Raw genomic sequence first — 18,190 nt, 5'->3', positions numbered from 1 at the left:
CGGGTGAGGGGTTACGCTCTCTCGTGGGACCTGATCCCCTCACCCGCGCCTTCGGCGCGACCTCTCCCCGACGGGGAGAGGTGATTCCCGCTGCAATCGGCGAACAGGACTGAACTGAATGAATGCACCGTCACCATCCGCCGTGCCCGGCATGCGCCGGAACATGGTGACGATCTGCGCGATGACCGCGACGATCATGCAGGCGCTCGACACCACGATCGCCAACGTCGCGCTGCCCTATATGCAGGGCTCGCTGTCGGCCTCGCAGGACCAGATCAACTGGGTGCTGACCTCCTACATCGTTGCGGCCGCGATCATGACCGCGCCGGTCGGCTGGATCGCCAACCGCTATGGCCGCAAGCGCATCTTCATCATCTGCTCGGCCGGCTTCACCATCGCCTCGGTGCTGTGCGGCCTCGCGCAGGACATCAACCAGATGGTGCTGTTCCGCCTGTTGCAGGGCGTGTTCGGCGCGGCGCTGGTGCCGCTGTCGCAAGCCGTCATGCTGGATTCCTACGCGCTGCATGAGCGCGCCAAGGCGATGTCGATCTGGGGCATGGGCGTGATGATGGGCCCGATCATGGGCCCGTCGCTCGGCGCCTGGCTGACCGAGACCTATTCCTGGCACTGGGTGTTCTTCGTCAATCTGCCGTTCGGCGCGATCACCGTGCTCGGCCTTGCGGTGTTCATGGACGAGACCAAGCAGGACCTCAATCTGCGCTTCGACTGGTTCGGCTTCGGCGCGCTCGCGGTCGCGATCGGTTCGCTGCAGCTCGCGCTCGACCGCGGCGAGCAGCTCGGCTGGCTGGAATCCAACGAGATCATGGTCGAATTCATCGTCTCGGCGATCGGCTTCTATTATTTCTTCGCCCATTCGCTGACCACCAGCCGGCCGTTCATCCAGTTCGCGCTGTTCAAGGACAAGAACTTCCTCGGCGGCTGCGTGTTCATGACGGTGATGGGCCTCGTGCTGTACTCGACGATGGCGCTGTCCTCGCCTTACTTGCAGAACGTGGTCGGCTATCCGATCATCACCGCGGGCCTGCTGCTGGCGAGCCGCGGCTTCGGCACCTTCGTCGCGATGATGCTGGTCGGCCGCCTGATGCGCTATATCGAGGCGCGCACGCTGATCATCTCCGGCCTCGCGCTGACCGCGGCCTCGTTGTTCCAGATGACCGGCTGGACCGACATGACCCAGGCCAACGAGATCATCGTGGTCAGCGTGATCCAGGGTTTCGGCTTCGGCCTCGTGTTCGTGCCGCTGTCGACGGTGGCGTTCCTGACGCTGCCCAATCATCTGCGCACCGACGGCACCTCGATGCTGACGCTGCTGCGCAACGTCGCGAGCTCGGTCGGCATCTCGATCGTGATCGCGCAGCTCACCGAAGGCGGACGGCGGATCTACGCGAAGCTGTCGGAGCAGATCAATCCGTTCAACCACGCGCTGCAGATGCCCGACGTCGCCGGCATGATCAACCTCAACACCGACGCCGGCCGCGCGATGGCCGACCGGATGGTGGCGGCGCAGTCGCAGATCATCGCGTTCTCGCACGACTATCAGCTGGTGATGCTGTTCATCCTGGTCTCGATCCCGCTCGCGCTGATGATCGGCTCGACCAAGGCCGCACTGCGCTCGCAATCGGCACCGCCGGACCACGCCGCGGTGATGGAGTAGGTTCACGCAGTCCACCACCATCGTCGTCCCGGCGAAGGCCGGGACCCATAACCACAGGGTCGTGTTGTAAGAGGGATTGCGGCCCCGGCGTCGCGCAACAATTTGCATTTGGGGTAATGGGTCCCGGCCTTCGCCGGGACGACGCAGGGAGGGGGCCGACCTCGACCAAAGCGCGAGACACTGCGCCCGCAATCGCGTTGACTTTCCGACATCGCCTCCCAATACTCCCCAAAAAATAAATACCCGTCACACAACTGACGGTTTCAGGGGAGGACGCGATGCCGACTTCACGCAGGACGCTGCTGAAGACTTCAGCGGCTGCCGCCGCTGCTTTCAGCTTCGATTGGACACGCGCGCAGGCGCAGGCCGAGACGATCCGGATCGGCGTGATCTACGACCTGACCGGCCCGTTCGCCGCCGGCGGCTCGGTCGCCTCCTCGATCGGCACGCAGATCGCGATCGATCTCGTCAACGAGAAGGGCGGCATCAGTGGCAAGTACAAGATCGCGCCGGTCAACGTCGATTCCCAGAGCAAGCCTGATGTCGCGATCAACGAGGCCAATCGCCTGATCGACCAGGAGAAGGTCGACATCCTCAACGGCGTGTTCGCAAGCTCGCACGCGGTGCCGCTCGCCGCCAAGGTCGAGCAGCAGAAGCGCATCCTCTGGATCACGACCGCGGTCTCGACCGCCGTGTTCAAGGACAAGAACCTGCAATACGTGTTCCGCGCGCAGATCCATTCCGACCAATACGGCCAGGCCTTCGGCGGCTTCCTCGGCGAGCACGCCAAGGCGAAGCTCGGCATGGAGCCGAAGGACGTCAAGGTGGCGCTGATCCATGAGGACGGTCCCTACGGCGTCGGTGTCGCCGCCGCCGACGAGATGTTCGCGAAGGAGGCCGGGCTGCAGGTCGTGCTCAAGGAAGGCTATTCGGCCTCCGCGCCCGACCTCTCGGTGCTGGTGACCAAGCTGAAGCGGGCCAAGGCCGACATCATCTCGCATGCCGGCTACAACCCCGACATCACGCTGTTCCTGCGCCAGGCGCGCGAAAGCGGGCTGAAGTTCAAGATGCTGTTCGGCGCCGGCGCCGGCTACAGCCAGCTCGACAAGCTGCGCGCGACCTTCGGCGCCGACATCGACAATTTCTGCAACATCGATCCGGTTCCGGCACAGCTGCTCGATCCCGCCAAGCTGGCGCCAGGGGTCGGCGACCTCACCAAGACCATGGTCGCGCGCTACCGCGAGAAGACCAGCGCCACCGAAGTGCCGCCGCACTGCTCGATGGGCTTCAACCAGACGTGGATCCTGCTCAACAATGTGCTGCCGGTCGCCAAGGAGAAATATGGCGGCTTCGATCCCGAGGCGATCCGCAAGGCGGCGCTCGACGTCGACATCCCGCCGGGCGGCACCATCCAGGGCTATGGCGTAAAATTCTATCCGCCGGGCACACCGATGTCCGGCCAGAACGAGCGCTCGACGCCGGTCGTGATGCAGAACGCCGGCGAGCGCATCACCGTGGTGTGGCCGACGAATATAAGGACGCAGGACCCGGTGTTCCCGCTGCCGAAAGGATCGGTGTACGGGGCTTAGGGTCTCGATTCCTGTTGCGGCTTGTTAGGAACTATCCCCGTCACGCTGAGGAGCGCGCACTCGCGCGCGTCTCGAAGGGTCGACGGCCACCAGTCGGGCCGATTCATCCTTCGAGGCTCGCTCCGCTCGCACCTCAGGATGACGGGTCTGAATGCGCATGGACAAGAGTGATCACAGCGACCAGCGCACCGCGCTCACAAAACCACCCGCCGCCCCTCATCCGCCGCCCAATAGCCGGCGTAGTTCACCTTGGTCGTCTCATACGCCAGCGCGAGATCGGCGAGCGGTTGCCGGCCGGTCGCGACGCATTCCATGAAGTCCTGGATCTCCTGCAGATAGCCGCGGGTCCATTCCTCCTCCAGGCAGACATATTGCCAGCCGGTTTTGCGATCGACCTTCTCGGTGATGTAGACCGAGGCGAGCTTCTCCTCTGAGGTCTGGTAGCTGGTCAGATGCGTGTTCGGCGTGATGTTGGCGAACAGCGAGCCGCCGCTCGTATAGGTCTCGATCAGATTACGCACGCCGCCCATGATCATGTCGCCGGAGAACACCGTCGCCTTGGTGCCGTCGGAGAAGGTCGCGGTCAGCGTGCCCCAATCCTCGACATCGACCGGATTGGCCTTGATGTAGGCGCGCTCCTCAGGCTTTAGGCAGGCCGTGACGTTGCCGACATCGCAGGTGACGCTTGCGACCGTGATAGTCTCGCCGCGGGCCTTGGCCTCGACCTGCTTGAGATAGAGCACGGCCGACAGCGGATGGCAGCCCATCCGGATCAGCGAGCCGCCGCCGGTCATCGCCCACTCTGCGGCATGCGCCGCATGCGAGCCGGAATGGCTCTCCTCGCCCTTCATGAACAGGATCTTGTCGCGCGTCGCGCGGATGATCTCCGCGGTCTTGGTCACGGCGGGCGCGTAGATCCAATCCTCGGCATACATGAAGAGTTTTCCTGTCCGCTCGATCGCGGTGCGGGTCGCCTCCATTTCCTCCATCACGCGCTGGTACATCAGCGCCTTCGGCACAGACTTTCCGATCGGCGCCCTGTCGCCGTCGCGGCCGAAATAGCCGCTGAACGGCTTTTCGCAGATCACGTGCTTGCCGGCCTGCATGGCCTCGACGATCATCGTGGCATGCAGGTTCGGCGGCGTGCAGACGTCGATGACGTCGAGCTCGCGGTCGGCGACCAGCTCGGCAAAGCTGCGATAGGCATTCGGGATCCCGTGCTTGCGCGCGAACTCGACGACATGATCGCCGCGCGCCGCGACCGCCCTCACCTCGACATCGACGCCATAGACGCGCCGGTACGCAACCATGTGCAGCTCCGACACGAAGCCACAGCCGGCCAGACCGATCCTGATTTTTGTCATTATATGTCTCCGCCCTTCAGGCGGGCCGAGAGTAGCGTGCGGCCATCACGGCGTCGAACGCATTTGCCATGACGTCCGTCGAAGGCATCATGCTCGTGAACAATTCGAATGCGTCGGCTGCTGCGTAGATCGCGAGATCGCGCCCGGTCAGGACTTTGGCGCGCTTGGCCTTGGCCGCCAACAGGAGCGGCGTCCAGAGCGGCGTATAGACGGCGTCGGCGACCCACATCGACGGATGCAACAGGCTGTCCGGCACGGGACTGTCGCGGTTCGGCAGCATGCCGACCGGCGTTGCGTTGACGACGCCAGTCGCGCCATCGAGCGCGGCCTCGACGCTGGCGACGCCACGAGCCGCATGACGGTCGGCCAACTGGCCGGCCAGCCGCGCGACCTTGGCGCCATCACTGTCGAAGATGCGCAGTTCGCCGACGCCGAGGATCGCCAGCGCGAACGCGATCGCCTTGCCGACGCCGCCGGAACCGATCAGCGCGATCGGGCCGCGCGGCGCGCTGGCGAGTAAGGGTTCGATCGCACGCGCAAAGCCCGTGGCATCGGTGTTGTGCCCGACGAGACGCGCGCCATCGACGACGATGGTGTTGACCGCGCCGATCGCGCGCGCATCCGGCGCGAGGTCATCGAGCAGGTCGACCACCGCTTCCTTGTAGGGAAAAGTGACGTTGACGCCGGCGAAGCCGAGTCGCCGGATGCCATCGACCATCGCGCGCAGATCGTCGTGCCCGGCGCCCTTCACCTCGATGAGCTGATAGTGGCAACGGACGCCGAGCGCGGCGGCGGCCTGCTCGTGCATTGCAGGCGCCGCCGAATGCGCGATCGGATACCCGATCAGACCGGTCAGGAAACGATCGCGCATTGTCCCTCACATCGGCAGTGCTCAGCTCATGCGGTCGAGCCGAGCATAGCTGTCTTCCATGCCGTGCTCCATGCCGGTCGCGAGCATCGCCGCACGCGTCTCGGCATCGGGCAGCGCCATCCGCATGGTCATGAGGGTGCCATCACCATCAGGCGCGAAGCGGGTCTCGACACGATTGTCCGGCGTCGGATCCGGCAGATGCATGCGCTCGACATGCACGATGCGGCTGAACGGTTCGAGTTCGAGATATTCGCCGGTGAGGTGAAAGCCGCCGCCCTTGCCGTCGGTCCATTCGTAGCGGATCTTGCCGCCGGGCCTGAGCTCGCTGAGGCAGACCGGCATGGCCCAACCCTCAGGGCCGAGCAGCCACTTCTGCAACAGCTCCGGCTCGGTATGCGCGCGATACACCGCCTCGGGCGGCGCGACGAAGCGCCTGGTCACGACGATGTAGCGGTCGCCTTCGGTCTTCAGCGTCAACTTACTCATAGGGCACCTTTCACTTCTCAGGCTTCATGGCGGCCAGCACTCCGTCCAGCCGGTCGTAATTGGTTTCCAGCGCGCGGCGCAGCATGCCGAGCCATTGATCGATCTCGGCAACCGCCGTCGGCGCCAGCCGGCACGGCCGCTTGGTGCCTTCGACGCGCCGAACGATCAGGCCGGCGCCCTCGAGCACCTTGAGATGGCGGGAGATCGCGGGCTGGGTCAGCTCGAACGGCTCGACCAGCTCCATGACAGTCGCTTCGCCCAGCGCGAGACGCGCCAGGATCGCCCGGCGGGTCGGGTCGGCGAGCGCGGAAAAGGCGGCATCGAGGTTGGCCATGCTTGATCTCGTATCGATTATATAACTTAGTTGTTATATAACTAGATTCGCATGGTCAACCGAAATCCGCTGCGGCGAAGGCGCGCAGCGGATTTCGGTCGTTCCTTCAATGCTGGATTTGCGCGCAGCTTGCGGCGCGCGGCGGCTAGACGTCGAAGAACACGGTCTCGTTGTCGCCCTGCAGATGGACGTCGAAGGTGTAGGCGTTGCCGCCTGTCTTCTTCGCGATCAGGGTCGCGCGGCGATCGGCCGGCACCAGCGCGAGGGTGGAATCAGCGGCGTTGGCCGTCTCGTCGTCGAAATAGATCCGGGTGTAGAGATGCAGCAGCATGCCGCGCGCGAACACCGCGAGCAGGATATGCGGCGCCTGCGGCTTGCCGTCGGCGTCCGGCACCACGCCGGGCTTGATGGTGTCGAAGGAATAAGCACCGCTCTTGTCGGTGCCGCAGCGGCCGAAGCCCTTGAAGCTCGAGTTCGGCAATGCGCGCTTGTCCTGCGGATCGGAGAAGCGGCCCTGGCTATCGGCCTGCCAGATCTCCAGCATGCAGTCCGGGATCACGGCGCCATCGCCGTCATAGACCTTGCCTTCGACGCGGATGCGCTCGCCCGATGTATCCGGCGTCAGCAGGTTGTTGCTGAAGGCGTCATTCCACTCATACTCGCCATTCGGCGTCAGGCCGTATTTGAAATAGGGACCGACGGTCTGCGAAGGCGTGATTCCATCAGGACGGTTCGACACTTACTTGGTCTCCATCGGCGTGGCGTTGCGCCCGCGCAGCACGATATCGAAGCGGTAGCACAGCGCCCATTCCGGCTTGGTATTCTCCAGATCGAACGACGAGATCATCCGCGCCCGCGCCTTCTCGTCGGTCACCGAGTTGAAGATCGGATCGAACGGAAACAAGGGATCGCCGGGGAAATACATCTGCGTGACCAGACGCGAGACGAACGAGTGCCCGAACACCGAGAAGTGGATATGCGCCGGCCGCCAGGCATTGTGATGATTGCCCCAGGGGTACGCGCCGGGCTTGATGGTGATGAACTTGTAGTAGCCCCTGTCGTCGGATTGCGTGCGGCCGGCACCGGTGAAGTTGGGATCGAGCGGCGCCGGGTGCTGGTCGACGACGTGGATGTAGCGACCGCAGGCATTGGCCTGCCACAGCTCGACCAGCGTGTTGGGCACGCCGCGGCCGTCCTCATCGCGCACATGACCATGCACGATGATGCGTTCGCCGAGCGGCTCGCCCTTGGCCTGGATGGTGAGATCGTTGTCGTTCGCGCGCACCGTCTCATGACCATAGACCGGCCCGGTCAGCTCCGAGAGCGTGTGCCGCATCGGGATCAGCGGCTTTTGCGGCGACCGCTTGATCGCACTCCGGTAGGCCGGCGACAACCGTGCGGGATGGATGCGGTTCGAAGCGACCGGGTAGATCAATGTCATGTGCCTGCTCCAGACAAACCGAGCGCCAGTCGGCGCGGGACTTACATCACGCCGGCGCCTTGAAATCGTAGGAGATGCGGCCGGCCGGCAGATAGAACAGCGCGATCACAGCGCCGCCCCTGACTTCCGGATAATGCCTGCTGCCCGGATCGGGCGCAGTCCAGCCCGGTCCTTGCCAGCCCTGCAGCCCCTTCAACTCGGCGCCCTTGTCGAGAGGAACGACGAGGTTGAGCTCGCCATAGGGGTGACCGTGATACTGCCCGCGCAGCACGTCATGATCGTCCTCGTCCTTGAAGCGGCGCGGATCGGCGCTGTTCATGTAGACAGCCGTGATGCTGAACTGGAACGTCTCGGGGATCGGCTCGAGGATGCGGCTGCGCCGATAGTTCGGGCCTTCGACCTCCTGGTTCGCCGCCCAGCCCTCCTCGACTCCCATTTTGATGAGACGAGCGAGATCCTGGTAGAGCGCGCTTGTCTCTCCGTAGGTCTCGTTGAGCCATCGCTCCATCGCCGCGCTCGGCGTCATGTCCTTGACTTCGCGCAGAAACGGAATGCTGCGTTCGATCAGTTGTTCACGGCTTCCCATGGCTTTCTCCTGTTCTAATCCTCGAAACCCTTGAAGGAGGCGAACGCCTCCAGATCCGCGCGCGGCATCAGCCGCGCTCTCCCGCGCTCCCTCGGGTGACCCATCGAGATCCCGCAAGCGACCATCTGCTCGGTCGGGATCGACAGGGCCGGGCGCAAGATGCGGTGATACTTGGCGAAGGTTTCCTGCGGGCAGGATTGCAGCCCGCGGCCGACCGCCGCCAGCATCACGTTCTGGATGAACATGCCGAGATCGAGCCAGCTGCCCATCGCGAGGCGCCGATCGATGGTGACGATCAGCCCAACCGGCGCGCCGAAGAAGCCGAAGTTCTTCGCAGTCTGCCGGCTCCGCGCCGCGGTGTCGCTTTGCGCGATGCCGAGCGAATCATAGAACAATCGCCCGAACTCCTGGCGGCGGCCGAGATAGGGCTCGGGAAACTCGCTGGCGTAGTATTGATATTCGGAGACGTGCTCGCTCGGCTCCGTCTCAAACGCGTGCAGCAGCGCAGCCGACACTTCGGTCTTGGCGGCGCCCGCGAGCACATAGACGTGCCAGGGCTGGATGTTCGCGCCGCTCGGCGCGAACCGCGCCACGCGCAGGATCTGCTCCACGGTCGATCGCGGGACAGGGCTACCGGAGAACTCACGGCACGAGAGCCGGCCCGCGATCACCTCGTCGATCGGATTGCGCGCAACGCCGCGCGCTGCGTCTCGATCGATCACGACTTCTTCACAAGCGGACATCCGCCGTCCTCCATCGATCTGAAGGCCTCTTCCCCCCGGATCGTGGCCAGGAGCTGGTAGTAGTCGAACTGATACTTCGACTCCTCCGGAGCCTTGACGCGGAACAGATACATGTCGCGGACCAGCCGGCCGTCCGGACGGATCTTGCCGTTGCGGGTCATGAAGTCGTTGACCGGCAATTCGCGCATCTTGGCGGCGACAACAGGCCCATCGAGCGTGCCTGCGGCTTCGACTGCCTTGAGATAGTGCATGACCGCGCCATAGGTACCGGCATGGATCATGGACGGCACTTTCCCAGTCTTCTCGATGTAGCGCCTCGACCAGGCGCGCGTCTCATCGTTGAGATCCCAGTAAAAGGCCGAGCTGAGCATCAGGCCTTGCGCGCTCTGCAGCCCGAGACTGTGAATGTCGTTGATGAAGACGAGCAGGCCGGCAAGCTTCTGGCCGCGCGTCACGCCGAACTCGCCCGCCTGCTTCACGGCGTTGACGAAGTCGCCGCCGGCGTCGGCGAGCGCGATCACGTCCGCCTTGGAGGCCTGCGCCTGCAGCAGGAAGGACGAGAAATCCGGCGTGTTGATCGGGTGCTTGACGGCACCGACCACCTTGCCGCCGGTGGCATCGATCACCTTGCGGCTGTCGGCCTCGAGCTGCACGCCGAGCGAATAATCGGCTGACAGAAAGAACCAGGATTTTGCGCCGAGACGCGAGATCGCCTTCGTCGTGCCCTGCGACAGCGCGTAAGTGTCGTAGGTCCAGTGGATGCCGGTCGGCGAGCACTCATCACCGGTTAGCCGGGACGTCGCCGCGCCGGTCGCAAGAAACAGCTTCTTCTTGTCGCGCGTAATGCCCTGCACGGCGAGCGCAACGGCGGAATTCGGTACGTCCAGGATCGCCTCGACGTTCTCGTTCTCCAGCCACCGCCGGGCGATCGTTGCGCCGATGTCGGCCTTGTTCTGGTGATCCCCCGCGACGATCTCGATCGGGCGCCCGAGCACCTTGCCCTTGAAATCGTCGACCGCCATCTGCGCCACGACGACCGAGCCCGGGCCACCATTGTCGGCATAGAGCGACGACATGTCGGTCAGCACGCCGAGCCTGACCGGCCCATCCTGCGCGAGCGCAGGCACCGCAAATGTCATGAGCGCCAGCGCCAATCCGAGCGGCTTGCGTACACCACCATGCACCGATTTCACCGAGGCATTCATCTGTTGCTTCCTCCCAACCCGGCGCCGGCAATCTTGGCCAGAACGCTGGATTGCGGAAGTGAAAGTCTTGCAGGGTGATCCTGAACCGGCTTCAGAACGCGATGCGGCGATGTGCTTCCGGCATGCCGATCGGTTGCATCAGGCGGGCGCCTGGCCTTAACTGCGTGCGCGCGCAGAATTTTGCAGCGGCGTGCGATCCGCTACCGACGGGACCCTCATCGTGTCCGTTTCCTTCAAGACGTTGGATTTGAACCTGCTCAAGGTGTTCGACGCCGTCATGGAGGAGCGCAGCGTGCTGCGCGCCAGCCAGAAGGTCGCGCTGAGCCAGTCCGCGGTGAGCCACTCGCTGGCGCGGCTGCGCGAAATGCTCGACGACGAATTGTTCGTTCGCACCGCGACAGGCATGCAGCCGACGGCGCGCGCGCTGACGATGGCCCCGCAGGTTCGCCAGGCGCTGCGATCGCTGGAAGCCGCCGTCGAGCTGCCGACTTTCGCTCCGGCGGTCTCGACCAAGTCGTTCACGCTGGCCGCCAACGACTTCACGACGATGGTGCTGGCGCCGCCGCTGCTGAAGATTCTGGGCCGCGAGGCTCCGGCGATCGACCTGACGATCAAGCCGGTGACACGGATCGATCTGGCCGAGCAGATCGACCTCGGCCGCATCGACGTTGCGATCGGCGTGTTCTCGTCGCCGCCGAGCCGCTTCCGCACGGCACTGCTGTTCGAATATGACGACGTGCTGATCGTCGGCAAAAAGCGCAAGCTCGGCCGGCTCGACAACGCGAAGCTCGCCAGTCTGCCGCTGGTCGTCGTCTCCTTTGGCGGCGAGCAGGAGGGTGCTATCGGCGGCTTCATCTCCGAGCGCGGGCTTGCCCGCCGTTCGGAGATGTACGACCGCCCTGCGCTGGAACGGGCGCTGTCCGACAGCGACCGGCCGCCACGAATCGCGGTCTCGCTGCCACACTTCCTTGCGTTGCCCGCGCTACTGATCGATTCAGAACTGGCAGCGATCGTTCCGCGGCCGCTGGCGCGGGCGCTCGAGCAGGCGCATGCGATCACGACTTATGAACTGCCCTACACCACGACGCCCGTGGAGGTTCGGCTGCTCTGGCACGAACGCGTCGAGGACGAGCCATCGCACGAATGGCTTCACGAGGTGCTGCGCCGCGCTACCGAGGAGCTCAGGCGCGGCGGCTAGCGGTGAGATGGCTAGACGTCGAAGAACACGGTCTCGTTGTCGCCCTGCAGATGGACGTCAAACGTGTAGGCGTTGCCGCCTGTCTTCTTCGCGATCAGGGTCGCGCGGCGATCGGCCGGCACCAACGCGAGGGTGGAATCAGCGGCGTTGGCCGTCTCGTCGTCGAAATAGATCCGCGTGTAGAGATGCAGCAGCATGCCGCGCGCGAACACCGCGAGCAGGATGTGCGGCGCCTGCGGCTTGCCGTCGGCGTCCGGCACCACGCCGGGCTTGATGGTGTCGAAGGAATAGCCGCCGCTCTTGTCGGTGCCGCAGCGGCCGAAGCCTTTGAAAGACGAGTTCGGTAATGCGCGCTTGTCCTGCGGATCGGAGAAGCGGCCCTGGCTATCGGCCTGCCAGATCTCCAGCATGCAGTCGGGGATCACGGCGCCATCGCCGTCATAGACCTTGCCTTCGACGCGGATGCGCTCGCCGGATGTATCCGGCGTCAGCAGGTTGTTGCTGAAGGCGTCGTTCCATTCATACTCGCCGTTCGGCGTCAGGCCGTATTTAAAATAGGGGCCGACGGTCTGCGAAGGCGTGATTCCATCAGGACGCTGGTTCGACACGTTACTTGGTCTCCATCGGCGTGGCGTTGCGGCCGCGCAGCACGATATCGAAGCGGTAGCACAGCGCCCATTCCGGCTTGGTATTCTCCAGATCGAACGAGGAGATCATCCGCGCCCGCGCCTTCTCATCGGTCACCGAGTTGAAGATCGGATCGAACGGAAACAAGGGATCGCCGGGGAAATACATCTGCGTGACCAGACGCGAGACGAACGAGTGCCCGAACACCGAGAAGTGGATGTGCGCCGGCCGCCAGGCATTGTGATGATTGCCCCAGGGGTACGCGCCGGGCTTGATGGTGATGAACTTGTAATAGCCCCTGTCGTCACTCTGGGTGCGGCCAGCGCCCGTAAAATTCGGATCGAGCGGCGCCGGATGCTGGTCGACGACGTGGATGTAGCGACCGCAGGCATTGGCCTGCCACAGCTCGACCAGCGTGTTGGGAACGCCGCGGCCGTCCTCGTCGCGCACATGACCATGCACGATGATGCGCTCGCCGAGCGGCTCGCCCTTGGCCTGGATGGTGAGATCGTTGTCGTTCGCGCGCACCGTCTCATGACCATAGACCGGTCCGGTCAGCTCCGAGAGCGTGTGCCGCATCGGGATCAGCGGCCTCGAGGGCGAACGCTTCACGGTGGACCGATAGTCCGGCGACAGCCGCGCCGGATGGGCCGCAAGCGATTGCAGCGGATACAACAAGGTCATGGCGAATTCCTCCGCGGCCCACGCGCCCGGTGAGCTCACATCAGATCATTATAGTGCATAACCAAATTGGGGAAGGGTTGTTTTCAACCCTTCCAAGCCATTGGATCAATTCAGCTTTTCGATCGCGACCGCAACGCCCTGGCCGACCCCGACGCACATAGTTGCCAAGGCAAGCTTCCCGCCCCGCTTCTCCATGCCGTGCACGGCGGTCAAAACCAGCCGCGCGCCGCTCATGCCGAGCGGATGGCCGAGCGCGATCGCGCCGCCATGCGGATTGACGAAATCGGCATCTTCCTTGACGCCGAGCTGGCGCAGGCAGGCGATGCCCTGCGAGGCGAAGGCTTCGTTGAGCTCGATCAGATCGAAGTCCGACACCTTGATACCGAGCCGCTCGACCAGCTTCTTGGTCGCCGGCACCGGGCCGATACCCATGATGCGCGGCGGCACCGCGGCCGACGCAAGGCCGAGGATTTTTGCGCGCGGGGTCAGGCCATGCTTCTTCACCGCGGCTTCGGAGGCGAGGATCATCGCGGCGGCGCCGTCATTGACGCCAGACGCGTTGCCGGCGGTCACCGTGCCCGGATTGCGTACGATCGGCTTCAGCTTGGCGAGACCTTCGAGCGTGGTCTCGGGGCGCGGATGCTCGTCCTTGTCGACGGTGATCGGACCGGCCTTGCCGCCGGGCACCTGGATCGGGACGATCTCCTCGGCGAAATAGCCCGACGCGATCGCCGCACCGGCGCGCTGCTGCGAGCGGATCGCCATCGCATCCTGATCGGCGCGCGACACCTGGAATTCCTCGGCGACGTTCTCGCCGGTCTCCGGCATCGCATCGACGCCGTACTGCGCCTTCATCAAGGGATTGATGAAGCGCCAGCCGATCGTGGTGTCGTAGATATCGGACGAGCGCGAGAAGGCTTCCGAAGCCTTGCCCATCACGAACGGCGCCCGCGTCATCGATTCGACGCCGCCCGCGATCGCGAAATCGATCTCGCCGGCGCGGATGGCACGGCCGGCGGCGCCGACCGCATCGAGGCCCGAGGCGCAGAGCCGGTTCAGGGTCTGGCCGGGAACCGACTCTGGCATGCCGGCGAGCAAAAGCGCCATGCGCGCGACGTTGCGGTTGTCCTCGCCGGCCTGGTTGGCGCAGCCGAAATAGACCTCGTCGACCTCGTTCCAATTGAGCGTCGGGTGCTTGGCCATCAGCGCCTTGATCGGGGCCGCGGCGAGATCGTCGGCGCGCACCTTGGCGAGCGAACCGCCGAACCGGCCGATCGGGGTCCGGACGGCATCGCAAATGAACACATCACGCATTGAATCTCTCCCTGAATGCCGCGACTTAGGCGCTGGATCGGCTGGAACTTGAGATGGTTTTAGGAGCGTGCCCGCGGCAGGTCAATTGACCGGAACGCGCGTCAAGCGCGCATTGCCGTGATGTCTTGTCATATCTTTGACCGTGGAGAGGGTGGAAAACCCCGTCGTCGCGGATAGGACCGCACGGCGAAATTCTGTAGTTTCCGCCACCTCATGACCATTCAGCAGCCGATCCCCGTTCCGCCCGAAGCCACTCCCGCCGAGGCGCCGTCGCGCGTCACGCCGATGATGGAACAGTATCTGGAGATCAAGGCCGCCCATCCCGGCCTGCTGCTGTTCTACCGGATGGGCGATTTCTACGAGCTGTTCTTCGAGGATGCCGAGATCGCCTCGAAGACGCTCGGCATCGTGCTGACCAAGCGCGGCAAGCATCAGGGCATGGACATCCCGATGTGCGGCGTGCCGGTCGAGCGCTCCGAGGACTATCTGCATCGCCTGATCGGCGCCGGACATCGTGTCGCGGTGTGCGAGCAGACGGAAAATCCCGCGGAGGCGAAAGCCCGCGGCAACAAGAGCGTGGTCCGCCGCGGCGTGGTGCGGCTGGTGACGCCGGGCACGCTGACCGAAGACACGCTGCTCGACGCCCGCACCAACAACTATTTGATCGCGATCGCGCGCGCCCGCGGCTCGGCCGGCGCGGATCGTCTTGGCCTTGCCTGGATCGACATCTCGACCTCCGAATTCATGGTGACGGAGTGCGCGACCGCGGAGCTTGCCGCGACTTTGGCGCGGATCAATCCGAACGAGGCCATCGTCACCGACGCGCTCTATAGCGACCACGAGTTGGCGCCGACCTTGCGCGAGCTGCCGTCGGTGACGCCGCTGACCCGCGACGTGTTCGACAGCGCCACATCAGAGCGGCGGCTGTGCGACTATTTCGCGGTGGCGACCATGGACGGTCTCTCCGCAATGTCGCGGCTGGAGGCGACCGCTGCCGCCGCGGCCGTCACCTATATCGACCGCACCCAGGTCGGCAAACGTCCGCCGCTGTCGCCGCCGGCGCGCGAGGCCGCCGGCACCACGATGGCGATCGATCCGGCGACCCGCGCCAATCTCGAACTGACTCGCACGCTGGCCGGCGAGCGCCGCGGCTCGCTGCTCGATGCGATCGACTGCACCGTCACCGCAGCGGGCTCGCGCCTCTTGGCGCAGCGGCTTGCCGCGCCGCTCACCGACGTCGCCGTCATCGCGCGGCGGCTCGATGCGGTCTCGGCATTCGTTGCGGATTCCGCGGCACGCGAGGACGTCAGGACCGTGCTGCGCGCAGCGCCCGACATGTCGCGTGCGCTGGCGCGGCTCTCGGTCGGCCGCGGTGGCCCGCGCGATCTCGCCAGCCTGCGCGACGGCATCCTGGCCGCCGACCAGGCGCTCGAGCTGCTGGCGCAGCTTGCCGATCCGCCGGCCGAGGTTTCGACCGTGATGGCGGCGTTGCGGCGCCCCTCGCGCGATCTGGCGCAGGAATTCTCCCGCGCGCTGTCAGAGCAATTGCCGCTGATCAAGCGCGACGGCGGCTTCGTCCGCGAGGGCTATGAGGCCGCGCTCGACGAGAGCCGCAATCTGCGCGACGCCTCGCGGCTCGTCGTCGCCGCGATGCAGGCGCGCTATGCCGAGGACGCCGGCATCAAGACGCTGAAGATCCGGCATAACAATGTGCTCGGCTATTTCGTCGAGGTCACCGCGCAGCATGGCGACAAGCTGTTCGCGCCGCCGCTGAATGCGACCTTCATCCATCGCCAGACGCTGGCCGGACAGGTCCGATTTACCACGGCCGAGCTCGGCGAGACCGAGGCCAAGATCGCCAATGCCGGCGAGCGCGCGCTCAATCTCGAGCTCGAGATCTTCGAGCGGCTCAGCGCCATGGCGCTCGCCGCCAGCGACGATTTGCGCAACGCCGCGCATGCCTTTGCGATGCTCGACGTCGCGACCTCGCTGGCGAAGCTTGCGATCGACGACAATTACGTGCGGCCCGACGTCGACGGCTCGCTCGGCTTTGCGATCGAGGGCGGCCGCCATCCGGTGGTCGAGCAGGCGCTGAAGCGCGACGGCCAGCCGTTCATCGCCAATGCCTGCGATCTCTCTCCTGCGCCCGCGCAGAAGTCCGGCCAGCTCTGGCTGATCACCGGTCCGAACATGGCCGGTAAATCGACCTTCCTGCGCCAGAATGCGCTGATCGCGCTCCTTGCTCAAATTGGCAGCTATGTTCCAGCGTCGCGGGCGCGGCTCGGCATCGTCGACCGGCTGTTCTCGCGCGTCGGTGCGGCCGACGATCTGGCGCGCGGCCGCTCGACCTTCATGGTCGAGATGGTCGAGACTGCCGTGATCCTCAATCAGGCCAGCGAGCGGTCGCTGGTGATCCTCGACGAGATCGGCCGCGGCACGGCGACCTTCGACGGCCTGTCGATCGCCTGGGCCGCGATCGAGCACCTGCACGAGAGCAACCGCTGCCGCACGCTCTTTGCCACCCACTATCATGAGCTGACCGCGCTCTCGGCCAAGCTGCCGCGGATGTTCAACGCCACGGTGCGGGTCAAGGAATGGCAGGGCGACGTCGTGTTCCTGCACGAGGTGCTGCCGGGCTCCGCCGACCGCTCTTACGGCATCCAGGTCGCAAAACTCGCCGGCCTGCCGCCTGCGGTGATCACCCGCGCCAAATCGGTGCTGGCAAAGCTCGAGGCGCAGGACCGCGGCCAGACCGCTCGCGCTTTGGCCGACGACCTGCCGTTGTTCGCCGTCCCCTCCCGCGCCGCCGCCGAAGACAAGCCGCCGAGCGAGGCCGATCTGCTGGTGGAAGCCGTGAAGGCGCTGCACCCCGACGAAATGTCACCGCGCGAAGCGCTGGACGCGCTGTATGCATTGAGGGCGAAGCTGCCGAAATAGCCAATGCGGCTTCCAACAACCTGAGAATGCTGCAAGGATGGGGTATGTCATCGCCGGTTCGGCCCATCCTCTCGCCATCGCTCTCGGCCAAGCTTGCGGCCTTAGCCAACCGGCCTGCGACCAACCGCGAATTGCAGGACATCCTTGCCGAACTCGCAGCGCTGCCGGCGCATCGCATCGTACAGGCCAGCCGGGAAATCGCGAGGGACGCAGCTATCGGCTGGTGGCAGCAGGAAAAGCGGCCGGGACAGCTCGTCCCCAAGCACCGAGCACGCGTCTTTTTCCAGCGGATAAGAGATCAGCTTTGGCCGAAATCGGCGCATGCTCCCTTTCCACCTGATCGAGAATTGCTCGCCGCAAATGCCGATTTTGCGTGGCTGTTCCTTTTTCACCCAAGTGGCTACCTCAGGGAGGCAGCACTCTTCCACATAACGACACCGCCGACCTCGCCATTTTTCCTTGCAGCTTTGGCGTGGCGACTAAATGACTGGGTTGGACCGGTACGCCAAGCCGCAAAGAAATGCTTCAAGCGCGTTTCGGCAAGCATCGCTGCAAACGTCGCCGCAGACGCGGCGATCTACTTGCTTGAACGGCGATTTATATGGGGGCGATGGAGCGATGAGGTTGCAATTCTTGATCCGCTGTTCGCTCGCGACGACGTCCTCTCGGCACTCGCGCTTCAACTTGAAAGACGCCCGACTGGCGGGCTGAGTGGCTGTCTCCGCTCTGCATTACGCTACCCCGGCATCGACCAACACCTGCCACGACTGGCAACGACGGCCGTTCAACCACCAATCAGGGCCATCGCTTATCAGTGTTTGATTTCGCGGAAGGCCAGTTGGCCGGCTGGGTTTGACTGGGTCTGGCTCGACAAGGTGTATGGTTTGCGACGACGCATTCCGAAGCTGGACAGTCGCAGCAGCGAAAGCAATCGTCCGGTCGCAGATCTCATCGCCGAGGGAATTCGCGACAGATCATCATTCGTGCGGAAAATTGTCGCGGACGCCATGATCGTCGAGCGCTCGCAGATTGAGGACGAGCGAGCTTTGGTGTCCCAACTGGCAAGTGACCGACACCCCGCGGTAAGGTCGCGCGGTGAGTTCTTGGTGAGGCACCCACGCTCCGCGCAGTAACGT

17 protein-coding genes are annotated in these 18,190 nt (G+C 64.7%); 5 read left to right on the top strand and 12 right to left on the bottom strand.

Features of this window, described 5'->3' with window-relative positions:
- The first annotated feature begins 118 nt into the window (after positions 1–118).
- Together FBZ93_RS13610 and FBZ93_RS13605 are read left to right on the top strand one after the other, a co-directional pair.
- Positions 119–1,675 (top strand): MDR family MFS transporter, encoded by a 1,557-nt coding sequence (locus FBZ93_RS13610; protein WP_146986441.1) that lies wholly within the window; start codon positions 119–121, stop codon positions 1,673–1,675.
- A gap of 278 nt (positions 1,676–1,953) precedes the next feature.
- Positions 1,954–3,264, top strand: coding sequence for an ABC transporter substrate-binding protein (locus FBZ93_RS13605; protein WP_146986440.1), 1,311 nt, complete (start codon positions 1,954–1,956; stop codon positions 3,262–3,264).
- Positions 3,265–3,458: 194 nt separating this feature from the next.
- On the opposite strand, the gene FBZ93_RS13600 is transcribed toward FBZ93_RS13605, so the two are convergent.
- From FBZ93_RS13600 to FBZ93_RS13560, 9 genes are all read right to left on the bottom strand, one after another.
- Entirely contained in the window at positions 3,459–4,628 is a 1,170-nt protein-coding gene (locus FBZ93_RS13600; protein WP_146986439.1) for a Gfo/Idh/MocA family protein, read from the bottom strand.
- Positions 4,629–4,644: 16 nt separating this feature from the next.
- Entirely contained in the window at positions 4,645–5,499 is an 855-nt protein-coding gene (locus tag FBZ93_RS13595) for a shikimate dehydrogenase (RefSeq protein WP_146986438.1), read from the bottom strand.
- A 21-nt stretch (positions 5,500–5,520) separates the two neighbouring features.
- On the bottom strand, positions 5,521–5,985 hold the full coding sequence (locus tag FBZ93_RS13590) for an SRPBCC domain-containing protein (protein ID WP_146986437.1): 465 nt from the start codon (positions 5,983–5,985) through the stop codon (positions 5,521–5,523).
- 10 nt (positions 5,986–5,995) lie between these two features.
- Positions 5,996–6,319 carry an ArsR/SmtB family transcription factor gene (locus FBZ93_RS13585; protein WP_050631929.1) on the bottom strand — a complete coding sequence of 108 codons (324 nt, stop codon included), beginning with the start codon at positions 6,317–6,319 and terminating at the stop codon, positions 5,996–5,998.
- Between the two features lie 145 nt (positions 6,320–6,464).
- Entirely contained in the window at positions 6,465–7,058 is a 594-nt protein-coding gene (gene pcaG / locus FBZ93_RS13580) for a protocatechuate 3,4-dioxygenase subunit alpha (protein WP_146986436.1), read from the bottom strand.
- Positions 7,059–7,760 (bottom strand): protocatechuate 3,4-dioxygenase subunit beta, encoded by a 702-nt coding sequence (pcaH, locus tag FBZ93_RS13575; protein ID WP_146986435.1) that lies wholly within the window; start codon positions 7,758–7,760, stop codon positions 7,059–7,061. It lies immediately after the preceding gene.
- Positions 7,761–7,806: 46 nt separating this feature from the next.
- Positions 7,807–8,346, bottom strand: a complete 540-nt coding sequence (locus FBZ93_RS13570; protein WP_146986434.1) for a DUF4863 family protein — start codon at positions 8,344–8,346, stop codon at positions 7,807–7,809.
- A gap of 14 nt (positions 8,347–8,360) precedes the next feature.
- Entirely contained in the window at positions 8,361–9,089 is a 729-nt protein-coding gene (locus tag FBZ93_RS13565; RefSeq protein ID WP_146986433.1) for a nitroreductase, read from the bottom strand.
- Positions 9,065–10,294, bottom strand: a complete 1,230-nt coding sequence (locus tag FBZ93_RS13560; RefSeq protein ID WP_146986432.1) for an ABC transporter substrate-binding protein — start codon at positions 10,292–10,294, stop codon at positions 9,065–9,067. Before FBZ93_RS13560 ends, FBZ93_RS13565 begins: the two co-directional genes overlap by 25 nt.
- Before the next feature lie 220 nt (positions 10,295–10,514).
- Between FBZ93_RS13560 and FBZ93_RS13555 the strand changes: the two genes are divergently transcribed.
- Positions 10,515–11,492, top strand: coding sequence for a LysR family transcriptional regulator (locus tag FBZ93_RS13555; protein WP_146986431.1), 978 nt, complete (start codon positions 10,515–10,517; stop codon positions 11,490–11,492).
- 11 nt (positions 11,493–11,503) lie between these two features.
- Here the strand turns inward: FBZ93_RS13555 and pcaG (FBZ93_RS13550) are convergent, their stop codons facing one another.
- The 3 genes from pcaG (FBZ93_RS13550) to pcaF form a co-directional block, all read right to left on the bottom strand.
- On the bottom strand, positions 11,504–12,100 hold the full coding sequence (gene pcaG / locus FBZ93_RS13550) for a protocatechuate 3,4-dioxygenase subunit alpha (protein ID WP_146986430.1): 597 nt from the start codon (positions 12,098–12,100) through the stop codon (positions 11,504–11,506).
- Position 12,101: 1 nt separating this feature from the next.
- Positions 12,102–12,803 carry a protocatechuate 3,4-dioxygenase subunit beta gene (gene pcaH / locus FBZ93_RS13545; protein WP_146986429.1) on the bottom strand — a complete coding sequence of 234 codons (702 nt, stop codon included), beginning with the start codon at positions 12,801–12,803 and terminating at the stop codon, positions 12,102–12,104.
- Positions 12,804–12,908: 105 nt separating this feature from the next.
- The gene (pcaF, locus tag FBZ93_RS13540) at positions 12,909–14,117 is read right to left on the bottom strand and encodes a 3-oxoadipyl-CoA thiolase (protein ID WP_050426436.1); all 1,209 of its coding nucleotides are present in this window, start codon (positions 14,115–14,117) and stop codon (positions 12,909–12,911) included.
- 213 nt (positions 14,118–14,330) lie between these two features.
- Here pcaF and mutS point away from each other — a divergent pair, with 213 nt between their 5' ends.
- Both mutS and FBZ93_RS13530 read left to right on the top strand, forming a co-directional pair.
- Positions 14,331–17,054: a DNA mismatch repair protein MutS gene (mutS, locus tag FBZ93_RS13535; protein WP_146986428.1), complete on the top strand. Its 2,724-nt coding sequence runs from the start codon at positions 14,331–14,333 to the stop codon at positions 17,052–17,054.
- Between the two features lie 44 nt (positions 17,055–17,098).
- Positions 17,099–18,187 carry a hypothetical protein gene (locus FBZ93_RS13530; RefSeq protein WP_146986427.1) on the top strand — a complete coding sequence of 363 codons (1,089 nt, stop codon included), beginning with the start codon at positions 17,099–17,101 and terminating at the stop codon, positions 18,185–18,187.
- Positions 18,188–18,190: the final 3 nt, after the last annotated feature.

Origin of the sequence: Bradyrhizobium macuxiense (genome assembly GCF_007993935.1) — a bacterium.
Classification (GTDB): Bacteria; Pseudomonadota; Alphaproteobacteria; order Rhizobiales; family Xanthobacteraceae; genus Bradyrhizobium; species Bradyrhizobium macuxiense_A.
Note: the sequence above shows the minus strand (reverse complement) of the source record. Positions and strands in the feature narration are given on the sequence as shown.

Coding starts and splice junctions, on each gene's coding strand:
- FBZ93_RS13610 (WP_146986441.1), top strand. CDS start 119: ATGAATGCACCGTCACCATCCGCCGTGCCCGGCATGCGCCGGAACATG.
- FBZ93_RS13605 (WP_146986440.1), top strand. CDS start 1,954: ATGCCGACTTCACGCAGGACGCTGCTGAAGACTTCAGCGGCTGCCGCC.
- FBZ93_RS13600 (WP_146986439.1), bottom strand. CDS start 4,628: ATGACAAAAATCAGGATCGGTCTGGCCGGCTGTGGCTTCGTGTCGGAG.
- FBZ93_RS13595 (WP_146986438.1), bottom strand. CDS start 5,499: ATGCGCGATCGTTTCCTGACCGGTCTGATCGGGTATCCGATCGCGCAT.
- FBZ93_RS13590 (WP_146986437.1), bottom strand. CDS start 5,985: ATGAGTAAGTTGACGCTGAAGACCGAAGGCGACCGCTACATCGTCGTG.
- FBZ93_RS13585 (WP_050631929.1), bottom strand. CDS start 6,319: ATGGCCAACCTCGATGCCGCCTTTTCCGCGCTCGCCGACCCGACCCGC.
- pcaH (WP_146986435.1), bottom strand. CDS start 7,760: ATGACATTGATCTACCCGGTCGCTTCGAACCGCATCCATCCCGCACGG.
- FBZ93_RS13570 (WP_146986434.1), bottom strand. CDS start 8,346: ATGGGAAGCCGTGAACAACTGATCGAACGCAGCATTCCGTTTCTGCGC.
- FBZ93_RS13565 (WP_146986433.1), bottom strand. CDS start 9,089: ATGTCCGCTTGTGAAGAAGTCGTGATCGATCGAGACGCAGCGCGCGGC.
- FBZ93_RS13560 (WP_146986432.1), bottom strand. CDS start 10,294: ATGAATGCCTCGGTGAAATCGGTGCATGGTGGTGTACGCAAGCCGCTC.
- pcaH (WP_146986429.1), bottom strand. CDS start 12,803: ATGACCTTGTTGTATCCGCTGCAATCGCTTGCGGCCCATCCGGCGCGG.
- pcaF (WP_050426436.1), bottom strand. CDS start 14,117: ATGCGTGATGTGTTCATTTGCGATGCCGTCCGGACCCCGATCGGCCGG.
- mutS (WP_146986428.1), top strand. CDS start 14,331: ATGACCATTCAGCAGCCGATCCCCGTTCCGCCCGAAGCCACTCCCGCC.
- FBZ93_RS13530 (WP_146986427.1), top strand. CDS start 17,099: ATGTCATCGCCGGTTCGGCCCATCCTCTCGCCATCGCTCTCGGCCAAG.